This is a genomic window from Luteibacter jiangsuensis (assembly GCF_030812295.1).
Lineage (GTDB): Bacteria > Pseudomonadota > Gammaproteobacteria > Xanthomonadales > Rhodanobacteraceae > Luteibacter > Luteibacter jiangsuensis_A.
In genome coordinates, this window is the sequence record NZ_JAUSSK010000005.1 from 175385 (window position 1) to 196700 (window position 21316).

18 protein-coding genes are annotated in these 21316 nt (G+C 65.9%); 6 read left to right on the forward strand and 12 right to left on the reverse strand.

Annotated elements, in window-relative coordinates:
• Positions 1-47: 47 nt before the first annotated feature.
• From lspA to murJ, 4 genes are all read right to left on the reverse strand, one after another.
• Complete coding sequence (lspA, locus tag J2T07_RS17010; RefSeq protein ID WP_306851513.1) at positions 48-554, reverse strand: signal peptidase II; 507 nt, start codon at positions 552-554, stop codon at positions 48-50.
• A gap of 47 nt (positions 555-601) precedes the next feature.
• Positions 602-3463 carry an isoleucine--tRNA ligase gene (ileS, locus tag J2T07_RS17015; RefSeq protein ID WP_306851515.1) on the reverse strand — a complete coding sequence of 954 codons (2862 nt, stop codon included), beginning with the start codon at positions 3461-3463 and terminating at the stop codon, positions 602-604.
• 48 nt (positions 3464-3511) lie between these two features.
• Positions 3512-4468 carry a bifunctional riboflavin kinase/FAD synthetase gene (locus J2T07_RS17020; protein WP_306851516.1) on the reverse strand — a complete coding sequence of 319 codons (957 nt, stop codon included), beginning with the start codon at positions 4466-4468 and terminating at the stop codon, positions 3512-3514.
• Between the two features lie 88 nt (positions 4469-4556).
• The gene (gene murJ / locus J2T07_RS17025) at positions 4557-6164 is read right to left on the reverse strand and encodes a murein biosynthesis integral membrane protein MurJ (protein ID WP_306851517.1); all 1608 of its coding nucleotides are present in this window, start codon (positions 6162-6164) and stop codon (positions 4557-4559) included.
• A gap of 202 nt (positions 6165-6366) precedes the next feature.
• On the opposite strand from murJ, the gene rpsT reads away from it, so the two are divergent.
• Entirely contained in the window at positions 6367-6630 is a 264-nt protein-coding gene (gene rpsT / locus J2T07_RS17030; RefSeq protein ID WP_072321609.1) for a 30S ribosomal protein S20, read from the forward strand.
• A 156-nt stretch (positions 6631-6786) separates the two neighbouring features.
• Here the strand turns inward: rpsT and cgtA are convergent, their stop codons facing one another.
• From cgtA to J2T07_RS17050, 4 genes are all read right to left on the reverse strand, one after another.
• Positions 6787-7857, reverse strand: a complete 1071-nt coding sequence (gene cgtA / locus J2T07_RS17035; protein ID WP_306851518.1) for an Obg family GTPase CgtA — start codon at positions 7855-7857, stop codon at positions 6787-6789.
• Between the two features lie 87 nt (positions 7858-7944).
• Complete coding sequence (rpmA, locus tag J2T07_RS17040) at positions 7945-8202, reverse strand: 50S ribosomal protein L27 (RefSeq protein WP_144911162.1); 258 nt, start codon at positions 8200-8202, stop codon at positions 7945-7947.
• Between the two features lie 20 nt (positions 8203-8222).
• Entirely contained in the window at positions 8223-8537 is a 315-nt protein-coding gene (rplU, locus tag J2T07_RS17045; protein ID WP_306851521.1) for a 50S ribosomal protein L21, read from the reverse strand.
• A gap of 360 nt (positions 8538-8897) precedes the next feature.
• The gene (locus tag J2T07_RS17050) at positions 8898-9422 is read right to left on the reverse strand and encodes a DUF2059 domain-containing protein (RefSeq protein WP_306851523.1); all 525 of its coding nucleotides are present in this window, start codon (positions 9420-9422) and stop codon (positions 8898-8900) included.
• 201 nt (positions 9423-9623) lie between these two features.
• Between J2T07_RS17050 and uvrA the strand changes: the two genes are divergently transcribed.
• The 4 genes from uvrA to J2T07_RS17070 all read left to right on the forward strand — a co-directional run bounded on the left by uvrA (position 9624) and on the right by J2T07_RS17070 (position 15370).
• The gene (gene uvrA / locus J2T07_RS17055) at positions 9624-12563 is read left to right on the forward strand and encodes an excinuclease ABC subunit UvrA (RefSeq protein ID WP_306851525.1); all 2940 of its coding nucleotides are present in this window, start codon (positions 9624-9626) and stop codon (positions 12561-12563) included.
• Positions 12560-13000 carry an acyl-CoA thioesterase gene (locus J2T07_RS17060; RefSeq protein ID WP_306851526.1) on the forward strand — a complete coding sequence of 147 codons (441 nt, stop codon included), beginning with the start codon at positions 12560-12562 and terminating at the stop codon, positions 12998-13000. Before uvrA ends, J2T07_RS17060 begins: the two co-directional genes overlap by 4 nt.
• 108 nt (positions 13001-13108) lie before the next feature.
• Positions 13109-14575, forward strand: a complete 1467-nt coding sequence (locus J2T07_RS17065; RefSeq protein WP_306851527.1) for a DUF4139 domain-containing protein — start codon at positions 13109-13111, stop codon at positions 14573-14575.
• 39 nt (positions 14576-14614) lie between these two features.
• Positions 14615-15370, forward strand: a complete 756-nt coding sequence (locus J2T07_RS17070; RefSeq protein WP_306851529.1) for an enoyl-CoA hydratase/isomerase family protein — start codon at positions 14615-14617, stop codon at positions 15368-15370.
• A 567-nt stretch (positions 15371-15937) separates the two neighbouring features.
• Here J2T07_RS17070 and J2T07_RS17075 read toward each other — a convergent pair.
• The 4 genes from J2T07_RS17075 to lgt form a co-directional block, all read right to left on the reverse strand.
• Positions 15938-16870 (reverse strand): Nudix family hydrolase, encoded by a 933-nt coding sequence (locus J2T07_RS17075; RefSeq protein WP_306851531.1) that lies wholly within the window; start codon positions 16868-16870, stop codon positions 15938-15940.
• Positions 16870-17358 carry a dihydrofolate reductase gene (locus J2T07_RS17080; protein WP_306851534.1) on the reverse strand — a complete coding sequence of 163 codons (489 nt, stop codon included), beginning with the start codon at positions 17356-17358 and terminating at the stop codon, positions 16870-16872. Before J2T07_RS17080 ends, J2T07_RS17075 begins: the two co-directional genes overlap by 1 nt.
• A 104-nt stretch (positions 17359-17462) precedes the next feature.
• Positions 17463-18257: a thymidylate synthase gene (locus J2T07_RS17085; RefSeq protein ID WP_306851536.1), complete on the reverse strand. Its 795-nt coding sequence runs from the start codon at positions 18255-18257 to the stop codon at positions 17463-17465.
• A gap of 13 nt (positions 18258-18270) precedes the next feature.
• Positions 18271-19098 carry a prolipoprotein diacylglyceryl transferase gene (lgt, locus tag J2T07_RS17090; protein WP_306851538.1) on the reverse strand — a complete coding sequence of 276 codons (828 nt, stop codon included), beginning with the start codon at positions 19096-19098 and terminating at the stop codon, positions 18271-18273.
• 151 nt (positions 19099-19249) lie between these two features.
• On the opposite strand from lgt, the gene J2T07_RS17095 reads away from it, so the two are divergent.
• A complete protein-coding gene (locus J2T07_RS17095) occupies positions 19250-21229 on the forward strand; it encodes an alpha/beta hydrolase family protein (RefSeq protein ID WP_306851540.1) in 1980 nt (659 codons plus the stop codon).
• Positions 21230-21316: the final 87 nt, after the last annotated feature.

A 21316-nucleotide genomic window follows, 5' to 3' on the forward strand; every position in this document is an offset into this window, starting at 1 on the left:
CCGTGGCTATGGGCTTTGGGCGCCTTGGGGGCGCCGGAACCCGCGCATTATCGCACGGCGGGCTTGGGTGAGCCGCTGAACAGGCTGAACACGATCAGGGCCGCGGCCCCCACGCTGATGGCGGAATCGGCCACGTTGAAGACCGGAAACGGATAGCTGCCCAGGTAGACCTGGATGAAGTCGGTGACCTTGGCCGCGTGGACGCGATCGATCACATTGCCCAGCGCACCGCCCACGATCAAGGCCAGGGGCGCGGCGGTACGCCAGTCGTGGCGCGGGGTACGCGAGAGCCACACGCCCAGGGTACCGCTGATGACGGCCGCCAGCAGGACGAAGAACCAGCGCTGCCAGCCGGCGCTATCGGCCAGGAAGCTGAACGCGGCGCCGGTATTGAAAGTGAGCGTCCAGTTGAGGACGCCCGGAATCACCGGATGCGGTGTCTCGGCCGGCTGCAGGGCAGTGAGCGCCCACCACTTGGTCAGCTGGTCGAACACGATCATCACGGCGGCGAGCCAGAGCCAGGACAGCGCGTTGGGTTTGGGACGTACGGTCATGCGTCAGGGGCCATAGGTGTCAGGGGTTGATGTGGCGAAGCCGCCGGTCAGAACCAGCGGCGGTCCTCGCCCTGCCCCGTCACGTTCTCCACGCAGCGGCCACAGATCTCCGGATGGGCCGGATCGACGCCGACATCGGGACGATGGTGCCAGCAACGGATGCACTTGACCGCGTCGCTGACCGCGGCCGAGACATACACCTCGGCTCCACCCAGATCCACCCGCTCGGCCGACGCCGGACGGCCTTCCAGCGGCGCGAGCGTCACTTCCGAGGTGATGAAGAAAAACCGGAGCTCGGACGCCGATTCAGCCAGCGCCGCCTGGGTGGCGATGTCGGCATGGATCGTCAGCGTGGCGTCGAGCGAGGCACCGATCTGGCCGTCCTTGCGCATCCCTTCCAACACGCGCGACGCCGTCTCACGGATCGCCAGCAAGGTCGACCACCAGCCACGCGCGTCGGCGTCCTGGTGCACGTCGTCGAGCCCTTCGTAGAAGGTCTCGAACAGCACCGACTCGCCGCGTGAGCCTGGCATGTGCGCCCAGATTTCCTCGGCGGTGAAGCTGACGATCGGTGCCAGCCAGCGGGTCATGGCCTCGAGAATCCGGTACATCGCGCTCTGCGCGCTGCGCCGGCCGCGGCTGTCCGTCGGCATCGTGTAGAGGCGGTCCTTGGTGATGTCGAGGTACAACGCGCCGAGTTCGTTGGTGCAGAAGTTCTGCACGCGCTGCACGATCTCGGGGAAGTCGTATCGCTCGTATGCGGCAACGATCGCCGCCTGCGTGTCCGCCGCCTGGCGCACCGCCCACCGATCGAGATCGAGGCAGGCGTCGGTGGCGAGCAGGTGCTTGTCCGGATCGAAGCCATCGAGGTTGCCGAGCAGGAAGCGCGCGGTATTGCGAATGCGTCGATAGGTGTCCGCCACGCGCTTCAGTATCTCGTCCGAAAGCGACATCTCGTTGCGGTAGTCGGTCGAGCAGATCCACAGGCGCAGGATGTCCGCGCCCAGAGTCTTCATGATGTCCTGCGGCTCGATGCCGTTACCCAGCGACTTGGACATCTTGCGACCCTGCGCATCCACCGTGAAGCCGTGGGTCAACACGTGGTCGTAAGGCGCGCGGCCGTGGATCGCCGCCGAGGTGAGCAACGAAGACTGGAACCAGCCGCGGTGCTGGTCGGAGCCTTCCAGGTACATCACCTTGTACTCGCTGGCGTCGCCAGCCTGCAGTTCCGGGCGCGCGCCCACCACGGCGAAATGGCTGACGCCGGAATCGAACCAGACATCGAGGACGTCGGTCACTTTTTCGTACGTGTCCGCTTCGTCACCGAGCAGTTCGCGCGGGTCGAGCGAGAACCAGCTGTCGATGCCTTCCAGCGCGACCTTCCGCGCCACCTTCTCCATCAACTGGACGGAATCCGGGTGTGGGTCGTGCGTGTTCTTGTCGACGAACAGCGTGATCGGCACGCCCCAGGTGCGCTGGCGCGAGATGCACCAGTCCGGACGGCCCTCGACCATGCCCGCGATGCGCTCTTCGCCCCACCCGGGCACCCAGCGCACGGCCTTGATCGACGTGAGAGCGGTGCGGCGCAGGTCGGCCTGCTCCATGCCGATGAACCACTGCGGCGTGGCGCGGAAGATCACCGGCGTCTTGTGCCGCCAGCAATGGGGGTAGCTGTGCGTGAGCTTCGCCGAAGCGAGCAACACCCCGCGATCGCGTAGCAGGTCGACGATCTGGTCGTTCGCCTTCCAGATGTGCACGCCGGCGAAGGAGACATCCCCCGCCAAGGGCAGGTCAGCCCGATAGACACCGCGGCCGTCGACGTAGTTGAGCGTGCCGATGCCGTAGTTCTGGCCGACGACGAAATCTTCCGCGCCGTGGTCGGGCGCGGTATGCACGGCACCGGTGCCGTCCTCGTCGGACACGTGGTCGCCAAGGATCACCGGCACGTGCTTGTCGTAGAACGGATGACGCAGCGGCTGATTTTCCAGTACCGCGCCCTGCACGCGGGCGAGCACATTCACCGTGTCCACGCCATAGCGGGCCAGTGCCTTTTCGGCCAGCGCCGAGGCGATCACCAGCAGCAGCGGCTTACCGCCATGCGAAGGCCCCTCGACGAGGGCGTATTCGATCTCGCCACCCAGCGACACGGCCTGGCTGGAAGGCAGCGTCCAGGGCGTGGTCGTCCAGATGGGAACGGCGATGTTCGCGTCACCCGTGGCGATGCCGAACAACGCACCGAAGGACACGGGATCGACCGCGGCATAGGCGACGTCCACCGCCGGCGAGGTCTTGTCGGCGTATTCGATCTCGGCCTCGGCCAGCGCCGAACCGCAATCGAAGCACCAGTACACCGGCTTGGCGCCACGCACGACGTGGCCGTTGGCGACGATGCGTGCCAGCGCACGGATCATGTCGGCCTCGTAGGTGAAATCCAGCGTGCGATACGGCTTTTCCCAATCGCCGAGGACACCCAGGCGCTTGAAGTCAGTACGCTGGAGATCGATCTGCGCCATCGCGTACTCGCGGCACTTCTGCCGGAACGCGGCGGCGTCGAGCTTGTCGCCCGCCTTGCCGAATTTCTTCTCGATCGCGATCTCGATCGGCAGGCCATGGCAATCCCAGCCCGGCACGTAAGGGGCGCGGTAACCGGCTATCAGCTTCGACTTGACGACGACGTCCTTGAGCACCTTGTTGACCGCATGGCCGAGGTGGATCACGCCGTTGGCATAGGGAGGGCCGTCGTGCAGCACGAACACCTTGTCGCGCCCCGCCGTGTGCGCCTGAATCTGCGCATAGCGGCCCACGCGCTCCCACGTGGCCAGCCAGCCGGGCTCACGCTTGGGCAGGTCGCCGCGCATCGGGAAGTCCGTCTGCGGCAGGTTGATGGTGTTCTTGTAATCCTGGGTCATCGCTGGGAACCGTGGGTTTCGGGGCGCAACGCGCATTCGCGCGGTGCGTCATGCATCGACAAGTATGGGGTTCATCCCAAGGGCCTGCCGGGCGGCGATCTCGTCCTTGCGCATTTGCGCGGTCAGGGCGTCGAGGCCGTCGAATTTTTCTTCGTCACGCAGTTTCCGCACGAACTCCACGCCGATGCGCTGGCCGTAGAGATCGCCGGAGAAATCGAAAAGGTGGGCCTCGAGCAGCGGCTCGCGTACCTCGTTCACCGTCGGCCGGTAACCCAGGCTGGCCACGCCTGGCCAGCTGCAAGGACCGTCGCCGATGCCGATACGAACGGCGAAGATGCCATGGATCGGGCTCACCCGCTCACTGAGATGGACGTTGGCGGTGGGATATCCAAGGGTGCGGCCCAACTGCTGGCCGTGTTCCACATGGCCATCGATGACGAACGGCCGGCCCAGCAGGCGCGCGGCCTCGCCGAAGCGGCCTTCGGCCAGCAGCGTGCGCACCCGGGACGACGACACCCGTTCACCATCGACCCGTACCGGCGGCACCGCATGCGCGGTGAACCCCAGGTCGACGCCCATCGTCTGCAGGAGGGCGAAATCCCCACCCCGACGGTGGCCGAAGCGGAAATCCTCACCCACCCACACTTCGCGCGCGGCCATGCGGCCGACGATCACCTTGCGGACGAAGTCCTCGGCGGACATCGCGGTCAAGGCCTGGTCGAAGCGCAACGAGAGCAACTCGCGGATGCCGGCGGCCGTCATGCCCTCGGCCTTTTCGCGCACCCCTGAAAGGCGCGGCACCGGCTCCTTCGAGAAGAAGGCGCGGGGCAAGGGCTCGAAGGAGATCACCGCGGGGGCCAGGCCCCGCGCCTCGGCCCGCTGGCGCACCTCGGAGAGGATCGCCTGATGGCCGAGGTGGAGCCCGTCGAAAGCACCGATCGCGATCACGCTGCCTTCGGGTGCGAGGCATGGGCCGTCGACGTCGCGATGGAGTCGCAGCGTCATGCCCGGGTACCCTTGAATCGATGCGGAATAAAAGCCATCGGGCCAGTATAGCCGCCCCATTGCGCCGCACAATGCGACGCCCGGTTCCTCACTGGGCGCGCAGGTCGCGCAGGCGGAAACCCATGGCGAACAGCGTGCCCACGTAGGCGCCGCCACCGGCACCGACCAGCACGGCCAAGCGCCATACCCGCTCCCATTTCTCGACCGCGCTCCATTCCGGCCAGACATACAGGCCGGCGAGCAGCACGGAGACCATCACCGCACAGGCGATGCCCAGGCGGACCAGATGACGGCCCCAGCCCGGCTGGCGCGTATACACGCCGGCCTTGCCCAGCCAGCGCCAGAGCAGCAGCAGGTTGAGATAGCTGGCCAAGGCGCTGGCCATGCCCAGGGCCATGTGCAGTCCCGGGATCGTGGCGATCGCCTCCATCCACGAACCCGCCTTCTGCGCCGGGCTGGCCCAGAGGAAGAACAGCAAAGCCAGGAAGGCCACGTTGAAGACCATGTTGGCCACCAGCGAAGCGACGCCGGCGCGGACGGGGGTCTTCGTGTCCTTGCGCGCATAGAAGGCCGGCAGCACGACCTTGACCAGGGCGAAGGCCGGCAGCCCGAAACTCAACGCCGAGATCGACAGGGACGCCATCCTCGTGTCGAACGCGGTGAACCGGCCATGCTGGAAGATCGTGGCCACCAGCGGCACCGAAAGGATCATCAGGCCGAACATCGCCGGCACGGCGATCAGCAGCGTCGTGCGCAGGCCCCAGTCCAGCGCGCGGGAAAAGCCTTCCTTGTCGGTGGTTACGTGATGGCGCGAAAGCGAAGGCAGGATCACCGTCCCCAGCGCCACGCCGAACACGCCCAGCGGCAACTCCAGGAATCGGTCGGCCTGCGACAACCAGCTTTGCGAACCGGCGATGAGCAGCGAGGCGATCACCGTGTCGAGCAGCAGGTTGATCTGCGCCACCGACGAGCCGAATAGGGTCGGCACCATCAACCGCATGATCCGGCGCACATCCGGCGAGCTCCAGCCCCAGCGCGGCAGCGTGAGCAGGTCCAGCTGCTTCAACGCGGGCATCTGGAAAACCAGCTGCAGCGCGCCGGCCACGAGGATGGCCCAGCCCATCGCCATGATCGGCGTGTGCAACTTCGGCGCGAGCCACAGCGCCCCGGCGATCATGCAGAGGTTGAGGATCACCGGCGTCAGCGCCGGCAGGCCGAACCGGTGGAAGCTGTTCAGCGCGCCGCCGCTCAGGGCCGTGAGTGAAACGAACAGGAGGAAGGGGAAGGTCAGCCGCAGCAGGTCGACCGTGAGGCCGAATTTCTCCGGTGTCTCGACGGCGCCCGGTGAAAAGACGGCCGTCACTTGTGGCGCGAAGATCACGCCCAGGGCCACGACCACCAGCAGGACGCCGCCAAGCGTGCCGGCGGTCAGCGACATCAACCGCTTCAGGTCCTCGTGTGGCCGGGTCTCCTTCACTTCCGTGAAGACGGGCACGAAAGCCGTCGAGAACGACCCTTCGGCGAACAGGCGGCGCATGAAGTTGGGAATGCGAAAAGCCACCCAGAAGGCGTCGGTGGCCGCGTTAGCGCCGAACGAGGCGTTGATCGCCATGTCGCGGACCAGGCCTAGCACGCGGGACACCATGGTCATGCCGCTGAAGCTGAGCATGCCGCGAAGGAGACTGGGGGTTTTCATCCGTACGGGGGATACCTGGAACAAACCCCTAGTTTGACAGCGGCGCCAGGGCGGAGGACAGTCCGCCATCTGGAATTTCCGGGGCAACCCGCCCTGTCCGTCCGCCGAGCCGCTCGCGCGGGGGCTAAGCTATTGACGCAACCCGTCTTTGGCTTCAAAATGAGCGTCTTTTTTAAAACCAACCGAACTCTGGAGCTTTACCTTGGCCAACATCAAGTCCGCGAAGAAGCGTGCGCGTCAGTCGGAGCAGCGCCGTCTGCGCAACGTCAGCGCGCGTTCCATGGTGCGTTCCGCACTGAAGAAGGTCGTCAAGGCGATCGACGCCAAGGATAAGGCTGGCGCTGTCAGCGCATATGCCGTCGCCGTGCCGGTGATGGATCGCTACGCTGCCCGTGGCCTGATCCACAAGAACAAGGCCGCTCGCCACAAGAGCCGCCTGAACGCGAAGATCCGCGACCTGGCATAAGCCTGCGCGACATCGCCGTTCGCAAAAAAGCCGGCTTACGCCGGCTTTTTTGTTGCCTTCCAGGAGCCCACCTTGTGGGAGCCGCTTCAGCGGCGATCCCGCGGCAGCGGGCCAGGTTACGGCAAGTATCATCGCCGACAGGGTCGGCTCCCACCCTCAGTCGTCGCCGCGCATACGGACATCGTCGGCCGCCTCGGTACGCTCACGGCGCGCGACGCGCTCGGCATCGAAGAACTGCTGAACTTTCAGGCACACATCCCACGTGCCGATCTCGCCCGCGGCGGAAACGACGAACCAAGGCGCCGTCCACTCCAGACGGGCGACGATGTCGTCGACCACGCGCTTGAGTTCGTCCTCGTCGTCGATCACGTCGGACTTGTTGATCACCAGCCAGCGCGGGCGATCGACCAGCTCGGTGTCGAACTGCTGCAGCTCGTGCTCGATGGCACGCACCTGCTCCACGGGATCGGAGCCGTCGATCGGCCGGATATCGACCACGTGCAGCAACAGGCTGGTACGCGACACATGGCGCAGGAACTGGATACCCAGGCCCGCACCTTCGGCCGCCCCCTCGATGATTCCCGGGATATCGGCGATCACGAAGCTCTGGTCCGTACCGATGCGCACCACACCCAGGTTCGGGTGCAAGGTGGTGAACGGATAATCCGCCACGCGCGGCGTCGCCGCCGACACGGCACGGATGAAGGTGCTCTTGCCGGCGTTGGGGAAGCCCAGCAGGCCGACATCGGCCAGCAGGCGAAGTTCGAGCTTCAGGTCGCGCACCTCGCCCGGCGTACCCGGCGTGGACTTGCGCGGCGCCCGGTTCACCGAGCTCTTGAAATGGATATTGCCGAGACCGCCGCGACCGCCCTGAGCCACCTTGAGACGCTGGCCATGCATGGTGAGGTCGCCGATGACCTCGTCGGTGTCGACATTGGTCACCACGGTGCCGACCGGGACACGGACTTCGATGTCTTCGCCGCCCTTGCCGTACATCTGGCTGCCCATGCCACCCTGCCCGCGCGGCGCCTTGAACGAGCGCATGTGGCGGAAATCGACGAGGGTGTTGAGCCCCTCGTCGGCCACCAGCCACACCGAGCCGCCGTTGCCGCCGTCGCCGCCATCGGGACCGCCGAACGGGATGAATTTTTCACGACGGAAGCTCACGCAGCCGTTGCCGCCGTCACCGGCCGAGACCCTGATTTGCGCTTCGTCGACGAATTTCATGGAAGATGACCTGGGTAGAAGTGATGCCGCCGTACAAACGAAAAGCCCCGCCTATGGCGGGGCCTTCGCTATCGCGTCGGACGAGGCTTACGCCTGGACGACGTCGACGAACTTGCGGCCCTTTTCGCCGCGGGTCTTGAACGACACGGTGCCGTCGACCAGCGCGAACAAGGTGTGGTCGCGGCCGAGGCCGACGCCCACGCCGGCGTGGAACTTGGTGCCACGCTGGCGAACGATGATGTTACCGGCTTCGACAGCCTGGCCACCGTAGATCTTCACGCCGAGGTACTTCGGGTTCGAATCGCGGCCGTTACGGCTGGAACCTACGCCTTTTTTATGTGCCATGACTTATATCCTCCGGCGACTCAGGCGTTGATGCCCGTGATCTCGATTTCGGTGTAATGCTGACGGTGTCCCTGCGTGCGCTTGTAGTGCTTGCGACGGCGGAACTTGACGATGCGGATCTTATCGGCGCGACCGTGGGCGCGAACCTTCGCGCTGACGGTGGCACCGGCGACCAGCGGGGCGCCAACGGTGATCGACTCACCCTCACCCACCAGGAGAACCTGGTCGAACTGGATGGTGGAATCGACTTCGGCGGGGAGCAGCTCGACGCGCAGGATTTCGCCTGCCATCACACGATACTGCTTGCCACCGGTCTTGATGACTGCGTAGCTCATGGTTGTTTCCTGTTGCTGATTATGTAGTTCTTTTTAGGGTCTTGCGGGTGTTGCGAATCGCGAATTATAGCGGGGCCTAAAAGGCAAGGTCAATCAGGTGGTTAAGGCCGGAATGCCGGGACGGGCCCTGGACGGCTCCTTGAGAAGACATTGGTTTGAAAACATGGCCTTAGCTTCGATCCGGCGAGCAGGAATCGCCGACAGGGTCGGCTCCCACCGGGCATGGGCCTCGATGGGAACCGCCTGGCTTGGGACGGGAACCGACCTGGCCCGGTGGGAGCCGACCCTGTCGGCGATGCCGCCGAAGGCGGCTCCTCCCACCGCGACCCACTCCCCGCCGCGAACCCTCCTCCGCTGGAACTACTTCTTCTTCGCAGGCGCCGCCGGGGCGGGCGCCGGAGCCGGTTTCGCCGCCGCGCCGGCCGCCGGGCACTGGCCCTGCTGGTTCAGCGTGCCCTGGCTTTGCAGCTGGGCGATCATCTGCTGGCCGCGTTCCTGGCCCCACTGCTTACCGATCTGCATGCCTTCAGCCATCGTCGCCGGCATTTGCGTGATCACCTTCTGGCCCAGGGGCGAGCGGTAGAACTTGAGCAGGCCGTCGATATCCTCGGCGCTGAAATGCTTCTGGTAGACCGGCACCATCCGTCCGATCAACTGGTTGGTGGCGTTGGCGTCCACGAAACCCTGCCAGTAGCTGGCCGGCACGCAGGGCAACGCGTTCTGCATCACGCCCGCCATCTGGCTGTTCATCTGGCTGAGCATGCGGCCCATGCCGACGGCGTCCATCAACTGGCGCACCTGCTGCTCGGAGGGCGGCGCCGCCAGCGCCTGGCCCGCACAACCTGCCAGCACCAGGCCGGCAGCGATCCCTGTCCACTTACGCATGCGTGTCTTCCTCTTCGAATGGGTGGCTTCGACCCCTCCCCGGGGCCGGGCCATGGTAGCCGCGCGCGGCCATCGGGGTCACCCACATCCGGCAGGGTTCCGGTCCCGCATAACAAATGTGATGACCTGTCAAAGGTCGATACGGAATGAAGGCCGAAAACCCTTGGTATAGTCAGCGACTTCCCCCATTTACGTCGGCACATGGACAGCATTCGCATCCGCGGCGCCCGCACGCACAATCTCAAGAATATCGACCTCGACCTCCCACGCGATCGCCTCATCGTGATCACGGGCCTGTCCGGGTCCGGCAAATCCTCGCTCGCCTTCGATACGATCTACGCCGAAGGCCAGCGACGCTACGTCGAGTCACTGTCCGCCTACGCGCGGCAGTTCCTCTCGATGATGGAAAAGCCGGACGTGGACACGATCGAAGGCCTCTCGCCGGCCATCTCGATCGAGCAGAAGTCCACGTCGCACAATCCCCGTTCCACCGTCGGCACGATCACCGAGGTGTACGACTACCTGCGCCTGCTCTACGCGCGCGTCGGTACACCGCGCTGCCCGACTCACGGCATCGCCCTGGAAGCACAGACCGTCAGTCAGATGGTCGACACGGCCATGGCGCTGGACCCGGACAAGCGTTGGATGCTCCTCGCGCCGGTCATCCGCGAGCGCAAGGGCGAGCACGTGCAGGTCTTCGAGCAGCTGCGTGCCCAGGGTTTCGTCCGCGCGCGCGTCGACGGCGAGGTCTACGACCTCGACGCCGTGCCGCCGCTGACGCTGCGCCAGAAGCACACCATCGAGGCGGTGATCGACCGCTTCCGCCCGCGCGAAGACATCAAGCAGCGCCTCGCCGAATCGTTCGAGACCGCCCTGCGCCTCGGTGACGGCATCGTGATCCTCGTCGACATGGACGACAAGAAGGCGACGGAACAGCTGTTCTCCTCGCGTTTCTCGTGCCCGATGTGCGACTACTCGCTGCCGGAACTCGAGCCGCGCCTGTTCTCGTTCAACTCCCCGGTCGGCGCCTGCCCGACCTGCGATGGCCTGGGCGTCACCCAGGTCTTCGATCCGTCGCGCGTGGTCGGACACCCCGAACTCAGCCTCGCCGGTGGCGCCATCCGCGGCTGGGATCGCCGCAACGCCTACTACTACCAGATGATCGTTTCACTGGCGAAGCACTATGGCTTCGACCCGGAGACGCCCTGGCGCGAGTTGCCGAAGTCGGTGCAGAACGCTGTCCTGAACGGTTCCGGCCGCGAACTCATCCCGTTCCGCTACATCACCGAGCGCGGCGGCAAGGTAACCCGCGAGCACAAGTTCGAGGGCATCCTGCCGAACCTGGAGCGCCGCTACCGCGAGACCGAGTCGGCGGCGGTACGCGAGGAGCTGGCTCGCTACATCGCCGATCATCCGTGCCCGGATTGTGGCGGACAACGTCTCAACCCGTCGGCACGCAACGTGTTCGTGGCCGATCGCGCGATCCCCGAGCTGACCTCGCTGGCGATCGACAACGCCCTGTCCTTCTTCGAGAAACTGAAGCTGCCCGGCTGGCGCGGCGAGATCGCGGTGAAGATCGTGAAGGAGATTCGCGAACGCCTCACCTTCCTCAACGACGTCGGCCTCAATTACCTCACGCTCGACCGCCAGGCCGATTCGCTGTCGGGCGGCGAGGCGCAGCGCATCCGCCTGGCCAGCCAGATCGGCGCCGGCCTCGTCGGCGTCATGTACGTGCTGGACGAGCCATCCATCGGACTGCACCAGCGCGACAACGAACGCCTGCTCGGCACCCTCACCCGCCTGCGCGACCTCGGCAACACGGTGATCGTGGTGGAACACGACGAGGACGCCATCCGCGCCGCAGACCATATCCTCGACATCGGCCCGGGTGCCGGCGTGCACGGCGGCCACATCGTCGCCGAGGGCACGCTCGAGCAAGTGCTGGCGTCGCCCCGGTCGGTCACGGCGAAGTACCTCAGCGGAGAGCGCGGCATCCAGGTGCCGTCCAAGCGCCGCCAGGCCCGCGACGACCAGTGGATCGAGCTCAAGGGCGCCACCGGCAACAACCTCAAGGATGTCGACGTCCGCATCCCGGTGGGCACTTTCACCTGTGTCACGGGGGTGTCCGGTTCGGGCAAGTCCACCCTGATCAACGACACCTTCTATCGCCTCGCCGCAATGGAACTCAACGGCGCCAGCGAGCAACCGGCACCGTACGAGTCGATCGAGGGCCTGGAACTGTTCGACAAGGTGGTCGACATCGACCAGTCACCGATCGGACGCACCCCGCGTTCGAATCCGGCCACTTATACAGGCCTGTTCACGCCCTTGCGCGAGCTCTACGCACAGGTGCCGGAGTCGCGCCAGCGCGGCTACACGCCGGGCCGTTTCAGCTTCAACGTCCGCGGAGGCCGCTGCGAAGCCTGCGAGGGCGACGGCATGATCAAGGTGGAGATGCATTTCCTCCCCGATGTATACGTGCCCTGCGACGTGTGCCACGGCAAACGCTACAACCGCGAAACGCTGGAAGTGCTCTACAAGGGCCACACCATCGCGGACGTGCTCGACATGACCGTGGAAGACGCCTTCAAGCTGTTCGAGAACGTACCGGTGATCGCGCGCAAACTGGAAACCCTGCGCGCCGTCGGCCTCGATTACATCAAGCTTGGCCAGAGCGCCACCACGCTTTCCGGCGGCGAGGCGCAGCGCGTGAAGCTGTCCAAGGAACTGTCCAAGCGCGACACGGGAAGCACGCTCTACATTCTCGACGAGCCCACCACGGGCCTGCATTTCCATGACATCGAACAGTTGCTCGACGTGCTGCACAAGCTCGTCGAACACGGCAATACCGTTGTCGTGATCGAGCACAACCTCGATGTCATCAAGACAGCCGACTGGCTGATCGATCTCGGGCCCGAAGGGGGAGCGGGCGGCGGCCGCATCCTCGTCAGCGGCACGCCGGAAACGGTGGCCGCGACGAAGGAATCGCATACCGGCCGCTTCCTCCTGCCCCACCTGAAACCGGCCAAGCCCGTCGCCAAGGCGACGACGAAGGCGACGACGAAGGCGGTCAGCAAGACCGCCACGAAGAAACCGGTCGCGAAAGCGGCCCCGGACGCGAAGAAAAAAAGGACTGCATGACCACTGAAGCCTCGAACACCCCCACGCCCGTTCCGCTGTTCATCACGCCGATGGACGTGCGCTGGCAGGACCTCGACGCCTACAACCACGTCAACAACGCGAACTACCTGGTCTATCTGCAGGAGGCGCGCATCAAGTGGCTGGAACAGCTGCCCGGCAAGTGGTACGGCGACGACGGCACACCGGTGATGGCGCGTAGCGAGTTGAACTACCGCATGCCCATCGAATACCCGGCGGACATCCAGATCGAGCTTTTCGTCAATCGCATCGGCACGAGCTCCATGACCATCGGCCACCGCATCGTGGCCGCCAACGACGCCACGAGGATCCATTGCGACGGCAGCGTCACCATGGTCTGGATCGACCCGAGGAACGGTCGTCCGGTCGAGGTACCGCAGGTGATCCGCGATGCGGTGGCGGAAGCCGAGAACGCCTGACTCGAGCAGGCAGGCCTCCAAAGTGAGGCCTGCCGCACGTCGCAAGATCGCGCGGATTCAGATCCGACCGGTATGATCCGTCAGGGTCACCCACGGAGAGAGTGAATCATGTTGCGCCGTTCCCTCGTACTCGCGATCGCCTGCGCCGTCGCCCTGCCCGCCCTTGCCGCCAATGAGCGTACCGCGCTCACGCTCTACCGCGCCGATGGCGATCAACTCTTTTCCACCGGCGGGGATGCCGTGTCCGGCGATGGCTACGCCGTCGTCCACGAGCGCCGCGCGTTCGACTTGAAAGGCGGCGTGCAAGACCTTTCCATCGACGGCCTCCCCGCCGCTCTGGACAGCGAAGCCATGTCGCTGCGCTTTCCCGGCAAGAACACGCGCGTCGTCTCCCAACGCCTTTTGCTCGGACAGGGCTTCGATGGAGCCGTGGCCGGACTCGTGGGCCACAACGTCAGCGTGATCGGCGAGAGTGGCCAGCCGATCGCCACCGGCACGCTGGTCCGCGGCGGCGACGCGCTTGTCGTACGCGAGGCGAACGGCCAGGCCAGCCTGATCCGTCAATACGCCGCCCTGCGTGCGGCGGATGCCACGGACTTCGCCCGTGGCTCGACCCTGCAGGTGCGCGTCAACGGCGGCTCGGCAGGATCGACCACCGCGCAACTCGACTATCCTACCTCCGGGCTCGGCTGGCGCGGCGCCTACGTCGCCACGCTCGCCCCGGGCAACACGTGCCGCATGGCCTTCGACGCCGCCGCCAGCATCGCCAACCGCAGCGGGCGCGACTGGAAGGACGTGTCCCTGAAACTCGTCGCGGGCGACGCACGCCGCGCGAAGGCACCGCCGAGGCAGGAAAAGATGTTCATGGCCCGCGCACCGGCACCCATGGCGGCCATGGACATGGCATCGGCGGAACCCCACCAGGCCACGCTGGGCGACTTGCGCACCTACACCTTGCCCACGGCGGTCGACCTGCCCGACGGCAGCGTCACGCAAACGCCGCTGTACGACAGCAGGATGCTGGATTGCCAGCGCGAAGCCGTCTACGACACCGGCATGGCCTATCAGCCGCCGCAGCCGCGCATGGAGCGTGACATCGGCCTCCCGACGAACGGCGTGCCGGTCGTCTCGAACCTGCGCTTCAAGGCATTCGACGCCCTTCCTGCCGGTTACGTACGCGTGCTCACCACCGACCGCGACGGTAACGCCGAGCTCCTCGGCGAGGGACGCCTGGACGACACGCCGAAGAACAAGGACACGACCGTATCGCTCGGCAACGCCTTCGACCTCGGCGCGACGCGCGAGCAGACGGCCTTCACCGCCGATGCCGCCGCGCACCGCATCGACGAAGGCATGCGTATCCATCTCACCAATGCCGGCGACACCGCCCGTACCATCGTCGTGCGCGAACATCCCGGTCGCTGGCGCGCATGGACGGTGACCTCTTCCTCCGTGAAACCGTCGAAGGTCTCGCCGGAACTGCTGGAGTTCAAGGTCGAGGTGCCGGCCAACGGCAGCGCGGATCTCGACTACGCGGTGCGCTACACCTGGACCGACGCCGACCTGCCCAAGTAGGCCCGGCCCGGTCGCCCCATCCACACCACGGACAACGACATGCTCGACATCCTCCTGCACGACGGCGACATCCACGAGATACGCATGGCCCGCGCGCCGGTCAACGCGCTCGACATCGCCCTGGTCCGGGCGCTGCGCGACGCGATCGCCGAGGCTCCTTCCAACGGCGCGCGCGGCATCGTGCTATCGGGCGCGCAAGGCATGTTTTCCGCCGGCGTGGACGTCCCCGCCCTACTCCAGAGGGACCGTGCCGGGGTGGGCGAATTCTGGGACGAGTTCTTCGGTCTGTGCGGGGCCATCGCGGCCTCACGCGTTCCGACGGTGGCCGCCATCACCGGTCACAGCCCGGCGGGCGGTGCGGTGGTTTCGCTGTTCTGCGATTACCGCGTGATGGCGCACGGTCCGTACAAGATCGGTCTCAACGAGGTGCAGGTGGGGCTGTCGGTTCCGGAACCCATACAGTTCGCGATGCGCCGCGTCGTCGGCGCGTACCGCGCCGAGCGCTTGCTGGTGGCCGGTGCGATGGTCGACGCCGAACAGGCCCACGCGATCGGGTTGGTCGATGAACTGGCCACGGTCGAACAGGTGGTCACGCGCGCCGTGAACTGGCTGGCCGACCTGCTCAAGCTGCCGCCGAAGGCCATGCTGCGCACGCGGGCCATTGCCCGCGCCGACCTCGTCGCGGTATGGGGCGACACGACGAACCTGCTCGATCCGGGTTTCATCGACGACTTCTTCGGCGATGAAACCCAGGGCGTCCTGCAGGCGCTGGTGGCCCGGCTGAAGTCCAAGTAGAAACATCGGCGCTGAAACCTTGGAAAAGAGTCGTCACGCATTTTTCCGAGGGTGGCTTGCGACATCAGGCTCGGCTTCGCCATCGTGTTTTGATTTGCCTCGAGGCAGGGGAGCCGTCGGGCGTCACCCTGGTCGCTAAGTCCTCGTCCGGCCTACGCCTCCCTGCGGAATCGCTCCCAGGGCGACGCCCGACGACTCCCCTCCGGCTCGTGACGGGGAGTGTTGTGAAAAGCCTGGGGGACTCTTGCCTCGACGCCTTTCGCCTACGCGATACGCCCTCGGCATTGCGCGGTGTGACAGGTTTTCGCAAGCACCCATCGCCGACAGGGTCGGCTCCCACCGAAAAAGCCGTGCGGCCGAGCGCCCTCGCGCTGCTCGTCAACCAACCCGCCGCGTCGTTTGGAGGGGAGGCGTCGGGTACCGTTCTCAGAGCGATTCCGCAGGGAGGCGTAGGCCGGACGAGGACTTAGCGAACGAGAATGGCACCCGACGCCTCCCCCTGCCTCGACACGCAAAAAAAGCGATGGCGAAGCCGAGCCGGGCCCCTCCGGCTTCCCCAAAAAAACCTCAGAAAAACCTTCGAATCCCCGATACGCCCTGCCCGGCATGCATCCGCGCCTCGGCCATGTCCTCGGGCCCGAGCCCGCCCAACGCATAGACCGGGAGCGAAGCCGCCTCGGCGAGTTGCGCGAAACGTGGCCACCCCAGCGGCTCGGCATCGGGATGGCTTGCCGTCGGCAGGACAGGCGACAGGGTCGCGAAATCGCAGCCAAGTCGCGAAGCGAGCGCAAGTTCTGTCGCATCGTGGCAAGAGGCGCCGACGATGCAGGCCGGTGGGAGTGGCCGCTCCGTCAGGTCGCGCAGTTGCGACGCGCCCAGGTGCACCCCCGCGCCAGCGCCCAACGATAGGGCGCCTTCGATATCGCGGTTGAGCAACAGATGTGCCCCGAAACGCCGCACATGGGGCAGCACGCGCGACGCCACCGCACGCACGACCTCGACAGGCTGTGCGGGAAGACGCAGCTGCAAGAGCCGCTCGCCGCGATCCAGGGCGGCGAGCAACCCGTCGACGGCCTCGTCCGGCGTCGCCAGGGCCGGTGTGATCGGGTAATGCCCCGGCAAGCGCGCCGCCGCCAGGATCGGCCGGTCGGCGGGCGCAAGGATGGCCGGATCGATCGCCCAGGGCTCGTGCCACGCGATAGCCGCCGCATCCAGCGCCTTCGGTTCCCCGTTCCAGGCTCGGACCACCATTGCTTCCAACACCATCTCGCGCGCGCCGTAGTTCCACGGCACGCGGATCAGCGCTTCGAACGAATGCGGGTCGACGGCGATACCCAGTTCTTCGTCGAGTTCGCGCTCCAGCGCCGCCCCGGCGCTCTCGCCCGGCTCGAGTTTCCCGCCGGGAAACTCCCACAGGCCCGCCAGGTGCTTGCCCGGGGGCCGCTGGGCGATGAGGACCCGTCCGCGGTCGTCGACGAGGACGCCGGCGACGACTTGCATCAAACGTTCCGGACGTATTCGACCATGTCGAACGGATGCGAGTGTTCCTTGTCGGCCGCGTGGTGCACGCGCGACACCTCGGTCCATTCCTTGAAATCGATCCCGGGAAAGAAGACGTCCGCGCCGTCCACGGCTGCGTAGACCCACGTGAGGTAAAGGCTACGCGCATACGGCAGCGCCTCGCGGAACACTTCGCCGCCACCGATCACCATGAGGCCGGTGTGGCCGCAGCTGGCCTGGGCCTCGGTCACCGAGCGCACCGTGATCTGTCCCGGGAAAGGCGCCACGCCCTTGCGCGAGAGCACGTAGTTCACCCGGCCCGGCAGCGCCCGGCCGATCGACTCGGCGGTCTTGCGCCCCATCAGTACCGACTTGTCCATCGTCAGGCGCTTGAAGTACTTCAGGTCGTCGGGAAGGTGCCAGGGAAGTCCTCCCTGTTTGCCGATGGCAAAGTTTTCATCGAGCGCGGCAACCAGGTGAACGGCCATGAAACTTCCTTCGCGGGTCAAGGGCGGAAACGGTCGGGCCTGCGGCCCATGCGCAGCGGATAGTAGTCCTCTGCGGGTTGAGGTGGAACTAACAGCCGTTTGACTTACACCGCCACGGGCGCCTTGATCGCCGGGTGCGGGTCGTAGCCGGCGATCGCGATATCTTCGAAACGGAAGTCGAAGAGGGAACGCACGTCGGGGTTCAGCATCAGTTTCGGCAAGGACCGCGGTTCGCGCGTGAGCTGCTTCGTCGCTTGCTCGACGTGGTTCGAGTAAAGGTGCGCATCGCCCAGGGTGTGTATGAAATCCCCCGGTTCCAGGCCTGTCACCTGCGCGACCATGTGCGTCAGCAAGGCATAGCTGGCGATGTTGAACGGGACGCCGAGGAAGATGTCGCCCGAACGCTGGTACAGCTGACACGACAGCTTCCCGTTCGCGACGTAGAACTGGAACATCGTATGGCACGGCATCAGCGCCATCTTCGGCAACTCGCCGACGTTCCATGCCGAGACGATCAGGCGACGGGAATCCGGATTGCGCTTGATCTCGTCCACCAACCAGGCGATCTGGTCGACGGTCTTGCCGTCGGCGGTGGGCCATGCGCGCCATTGGGCCCCATAGACGGGGCCGAGGTCGCCGTTTGCGTCGGCCCATTCGTCCCAGATGCTGACGCCGTGCTCTTTCAGGTAAGCCGTATTGGTATCGCCCCGCAGGAACCAGATCAGTTCGTGGACGATCGATTTCAGATGCAACTTCTTGGTGGTGACCAGCGGAAAGCCCTTCGAGAGGTCGAAGCGCATCTGCCAGCCGAATACGCTGCGCGTGCCGGTGCCGGTGCGGTCGGATTTCCCAGCGCCGTGCTCGAGGACGTGACGAAGGAGATCGAGATAGGGCTGCATGACGAGGACGATATCAGCTGGCGTTGACGGGCGTGACCGCGACGGGCGCGTATGGCGCGCGGCGCGAGAGCAGCAACAGGAAGATGCCCACGGCGATCAGTGGCAACGACAGGATCTGGCCCATCGTGAGCCAGCCGAAGGCGATGTAGCCCAGCTGGGCGTCGGGCACGCGGACGAATTCCACGGCGAAGCGGAAGCAGCCGTACAGCAGCCCGAACAGGCCCGATACCGCGTAGCGCGGACGCGGCTTCATCGAGAACAGCCACAGCACGGTGAACATCACCACGCCTTCGAGCGCGAACTCGTAGAGCGGATTCGGATGCCGGGGCAACGCGTCGGGCGCGTGCGGGAAGATCATGCCGATCGGCAGGTCGGTCGGCTTGCCCCAGAGTTCGCCGTTGATGAAGTTGCCCAGGCGGCCGAGCCCGAGGCCGACCGGCACCAGCGGTGCCACGAAGTCCACGGTGTCGAAGAACTTCACGCCGTTGCGTCGCGACCACCACAAGCCGGCCACCAGGACGCCGAGCAAGCCACCGTGGAAGGACATGCCGCCGTCCCAGATGCGGAAGATCGCCAGCGGATCGGTCCAGATCCAGTCGATCGCCGTGTAGAACAGCATGTAGCCGACCCGGCCACCGATCACCACGCCCATCATCGCGTAGAACATGAGGTCGCCGAAGCGGTCGGCGTTCACCGGCAGGCGGCCCTGGCGGCGGCGGTATTCACCCAGCGCCCATCCGCCGAGGAACCCGCCCAGGTACATCAGGCCGTACCAGTGGACCTTGATCGGGCCCAGGGAGAAGGCGACGGATTCAATGTTGACGACGAACGGAGTGGCCATGGAGTGCCCGGATCGAAAGCAGGCGCCCAGTGTAACGCCCCGCCACGGCCGAAGGTCGGCTTGCCGTCGAACCACCGATCGGCTATATCGGCCATCGGAGGTCGTCCGGGGGGACGACACGATACGGATCCATCGAACCAGGGGGAAATTCATGACGTACCGCTTCGTGCGGCCCATCGTGGCCGCGCTTTGTCTTGCTTCGGCCACCACCATGGCCGCCGACCTCGTTCCGGTCAGCGACTTCGCCCGGCGCATGCCGCTGACCAGTCCGCGCCTGTCCCCGGACGGGCAATACGTCTCGCTCGCCTACCACGATCCCGACGGCAAGAACCACGGCCTGGCGATCTACCGCGTGGGCGACATGAGCAAGCCCGCCACCCTGATCCGCATGCCACCGTACGAGATGCCGGCCGACATGATCTGGACCAGCCCCACCCGCCTCGTGGTGGCGCGCGGCAAGGTCGACGGTTCGATCGGCGCCGCGTCGTACACCGGCGAGCTCATGGCGATCGACGTCGACGGCAAGAATCCCGATTATCTCTATGGCTTCGAGGCCTACGGCAAGCGCGCCGCCACTCGCGCGCTCGACCGCGGCTGGGGCACGATCGAAGGGGCTCCCGTGCAGAGCAACGGCCACTTCTACATGCGCGCGACCGCGTGGGCCGACCAGGACCGCAGCACCCTCTACGACGTCGACGCCAAGACGAGCGCGCGCAAGCAGATGGCCGACATCGGCATCGGCCGCATGAGCTTCATGATCGCGCCCGACGGGACGCCCCGCTTCGCCTTCGGTACCGACGACGATTTCAAGTGGGTGGTGTTCCACCGCGACGGCGGTGGCTGGACCAAATTGCCGGCCAGCGAAGAACGCCAGAACTTCACCCCGGTCGCGACGGTCGCCGGAAACGGCAACCGCGTCTACGCGGTCTTCAGCCCGGGCGGCAAGGGCGGCGAGTTCGTCGAGCAGGACGAGGATGGTGGCAACGTCCGTGTGATCCGCAAGGACGACTTCAGCGAGGTCGCTTCTTCCGGCCTGTGGACCCCGGCACCCCTGCGCCCGTTCGGCACCGTCACGACCACCGGCATCCCTCAGGCCACGTACATCGATCCGCAGGCGCCGATCTCGAAACTGCACATGGCCTTGTCGCAGAAATTCCCCGGCAATTTCCTCAGCTTCGTCGACTTCAGCGAAGACGGCGGCCTGCTGATGTTCAAGGTGGCGAGCGATCGCGAACCGGGACGCTACATGCTCATCGATACCAAGACCTACAAGGTGAGCAAACTGTTCGACGCGCAACCCTGGATCGACCCCAAGCAGATGGCTGAACGCCGGCCCGTGCGTTTCAAGGCCAGCGACGGCATGGAACTGGAAGCCATCCTCACCTTCCCCAAGGGCAGGAGCGAGGCCAACCTGCCGATGGTGCTCCTTCCCCACGGCGGTCCGCACGGTGTTTCCGACGACTGGTTCTTCGACAGGGATGCACAGTTCCTGGCCAACCGTGGTTACCTCGTGTTGCAGGTGAACTACCGTGGTTCGGGCGGGCGCGGCAGCACGTTCGAGCAGGCCGGCTACCTGAAGTGGGGCACGCGCGTCCAGGAGGACCTCATCGACGGCGTGAAATGGGCGATCGCCGAGAATTTCGCCGATCCCGCCCGCGTCTGCGTCTTCGGCGCCAGCTTCGGCGGCTACGCGGCGATGATGACCACGGTGCGCGCGCCGGGCATGTTCAAGTGCGCGGTGGGTTACGACGGCATCTACGACCTCGACATGATGTACAACAAGGGCGACATCAAGGACAGGAAGTCCGGCCGAAGCTACCTCACCACGGTGATCGGCAAGGACCAGGCGGACCTCGCGGCGAACTCGCCCACGCACCTCGCCGACAAGATCGGCGTTCCCGTCTTCCTGGTCCACGGCGAGGACGACGAGCGCGCGCCCTTCGCCCAGTTCAAGGCGATGCGCGCCGCACTCGATGCCGCGCACAAACCCTATGAAACGCTGACCAAGCCCGACGAACGGCATGGCTTCGTGAAGCCGGAGAATATCGAGGAGTTCTACAACCGCCTGCAGGCGTTCCTCGAGAAGAACATCGGCGGCGGACAAGCACCGGCGGCACCGGCCGCGCCCTAGACGATCGGGCCCATCCCGATGGGCCCGGCGGTTGCGCCCGCCATACTCCAGGCGTTATGGTCGCGTGATCGTCGCGCCCGGACGGGG

Bases quoted from the DNA above. Each gene is read 5' to 3' on its own strand.
- uvrA (WP_306851525.1), top strand. From the start codon at position 9,624: ATGGACAGCATTCGCATCCGCGGCGCCCGCACGCACAATCTCAAGAAT.
- lgt (WP_306851538.1), bottom strand. From the start codon at position 19,098: ATGGCCACTCCGTTCGTCGTCAACATTGAATCCGTCGCCTTCTCCCTG.
- J2T07_RS17095 (WP_306851540.1), top strand. From the start codon at position 19,250: ATGACGTACCGCTTCGTGCGGCCCATCGTGGCCGCGCTTTGTCTTGCT.
- J2T07_RS17050 (WP_306851523.1), bottom strand. From the start codon at position 9,422: ATGCGTAAGTGGACAGGGATCGCTGCCGGCCTGGTGCTGGCAGGTTGT.
- J2T07_RS17065 (WP_306851527.1), top strand. From the start codon at position 13,109: ATGTTGCGCCGTTCCCTCGTACTCGCGATCGCCTGCGCCGTCGCCCTG.
- rplU (WP_306851521.1), bottom strand. From the start codon at position 8,537: ATGAGCTACGCAGTCATCAAGACCGGTGGCAAGCAGTATCGTGTGATG.
- J2T07_RS17020 (WP_306851516.1), bottom strand. From the start codon at position 4,468: ATGACGCTGCGACTCCATCGCGACGTCGACGGCCCATGCCTCGCACCC.
- murJ (WP_306851517.1), bottom strand. From the start codon at position 6,164: ATGAAAACCCCCAGTCTCCTTCGCGGCATGCTCAGCTTCAGCGGCATG.
- cgtA (WP_306851518.1), bottom strand. From the start codon at position 7,857: ATGAAATTCGTCGACGAAGCGCAAATCAGGGTCTCGGCCGGTGACGGC.
- J2T07_RS17085 (WP_306851536.1), bottom strand. From the start codon at position 18,257: ATGCAGCCCTATCTCGATCTCCTTCGTCACGTCCTCGAGCACGGCGCT.
- rpmA (WP_144911162.1), bottom strand. From the start codon at position 8,202: ATGGCACATAAAAAAGGCGTAGGTTCCAGCCGTAACGGCCGCGATTCG.
- J2T07_RS17060 (WP_306851526.1), top strand. From the start codon at position 12,560: ATGACCACTGAAGCCTCGAACACCCCCACGCCCGTTCCGCTGTTCATC.
- J2T07_RS17070 (WP_306851529.1), top strand. From the start codon at position 14,615: ATGCTCGACATCCTCCTGCACGACGGCGACATCCACGAGATACGCATG.
- J2T07_RS17075 (WP_306851531.1), bottom strand. From the start codon at position 16,870: ATGCAAGTCGTCGCCGGCGTCCTCGTCGACGACCGCGGACGGGTCCTC.
- ileS (WP_306851515.1), bottom strand. From the start codon at position 3,463: ATGACCCAGGATTACAAGAACACCATCAACCTGCCGCAGACGGACTTC.
- lspA (WP_306851513.1), bottom strand. From the start codon at position 554: ATGACCGTACGTCCCAAACCCAACGCGCTGTCCTGGCTCTGGCTCGCC.
- J2T07_RS17080 (WP_306851534.1), bottom strand. From the start codon at position 17,358: ATGGCCGTTCACCTGGTTGCCGCGCTCGATGAAAACTTTGCCATCGGC.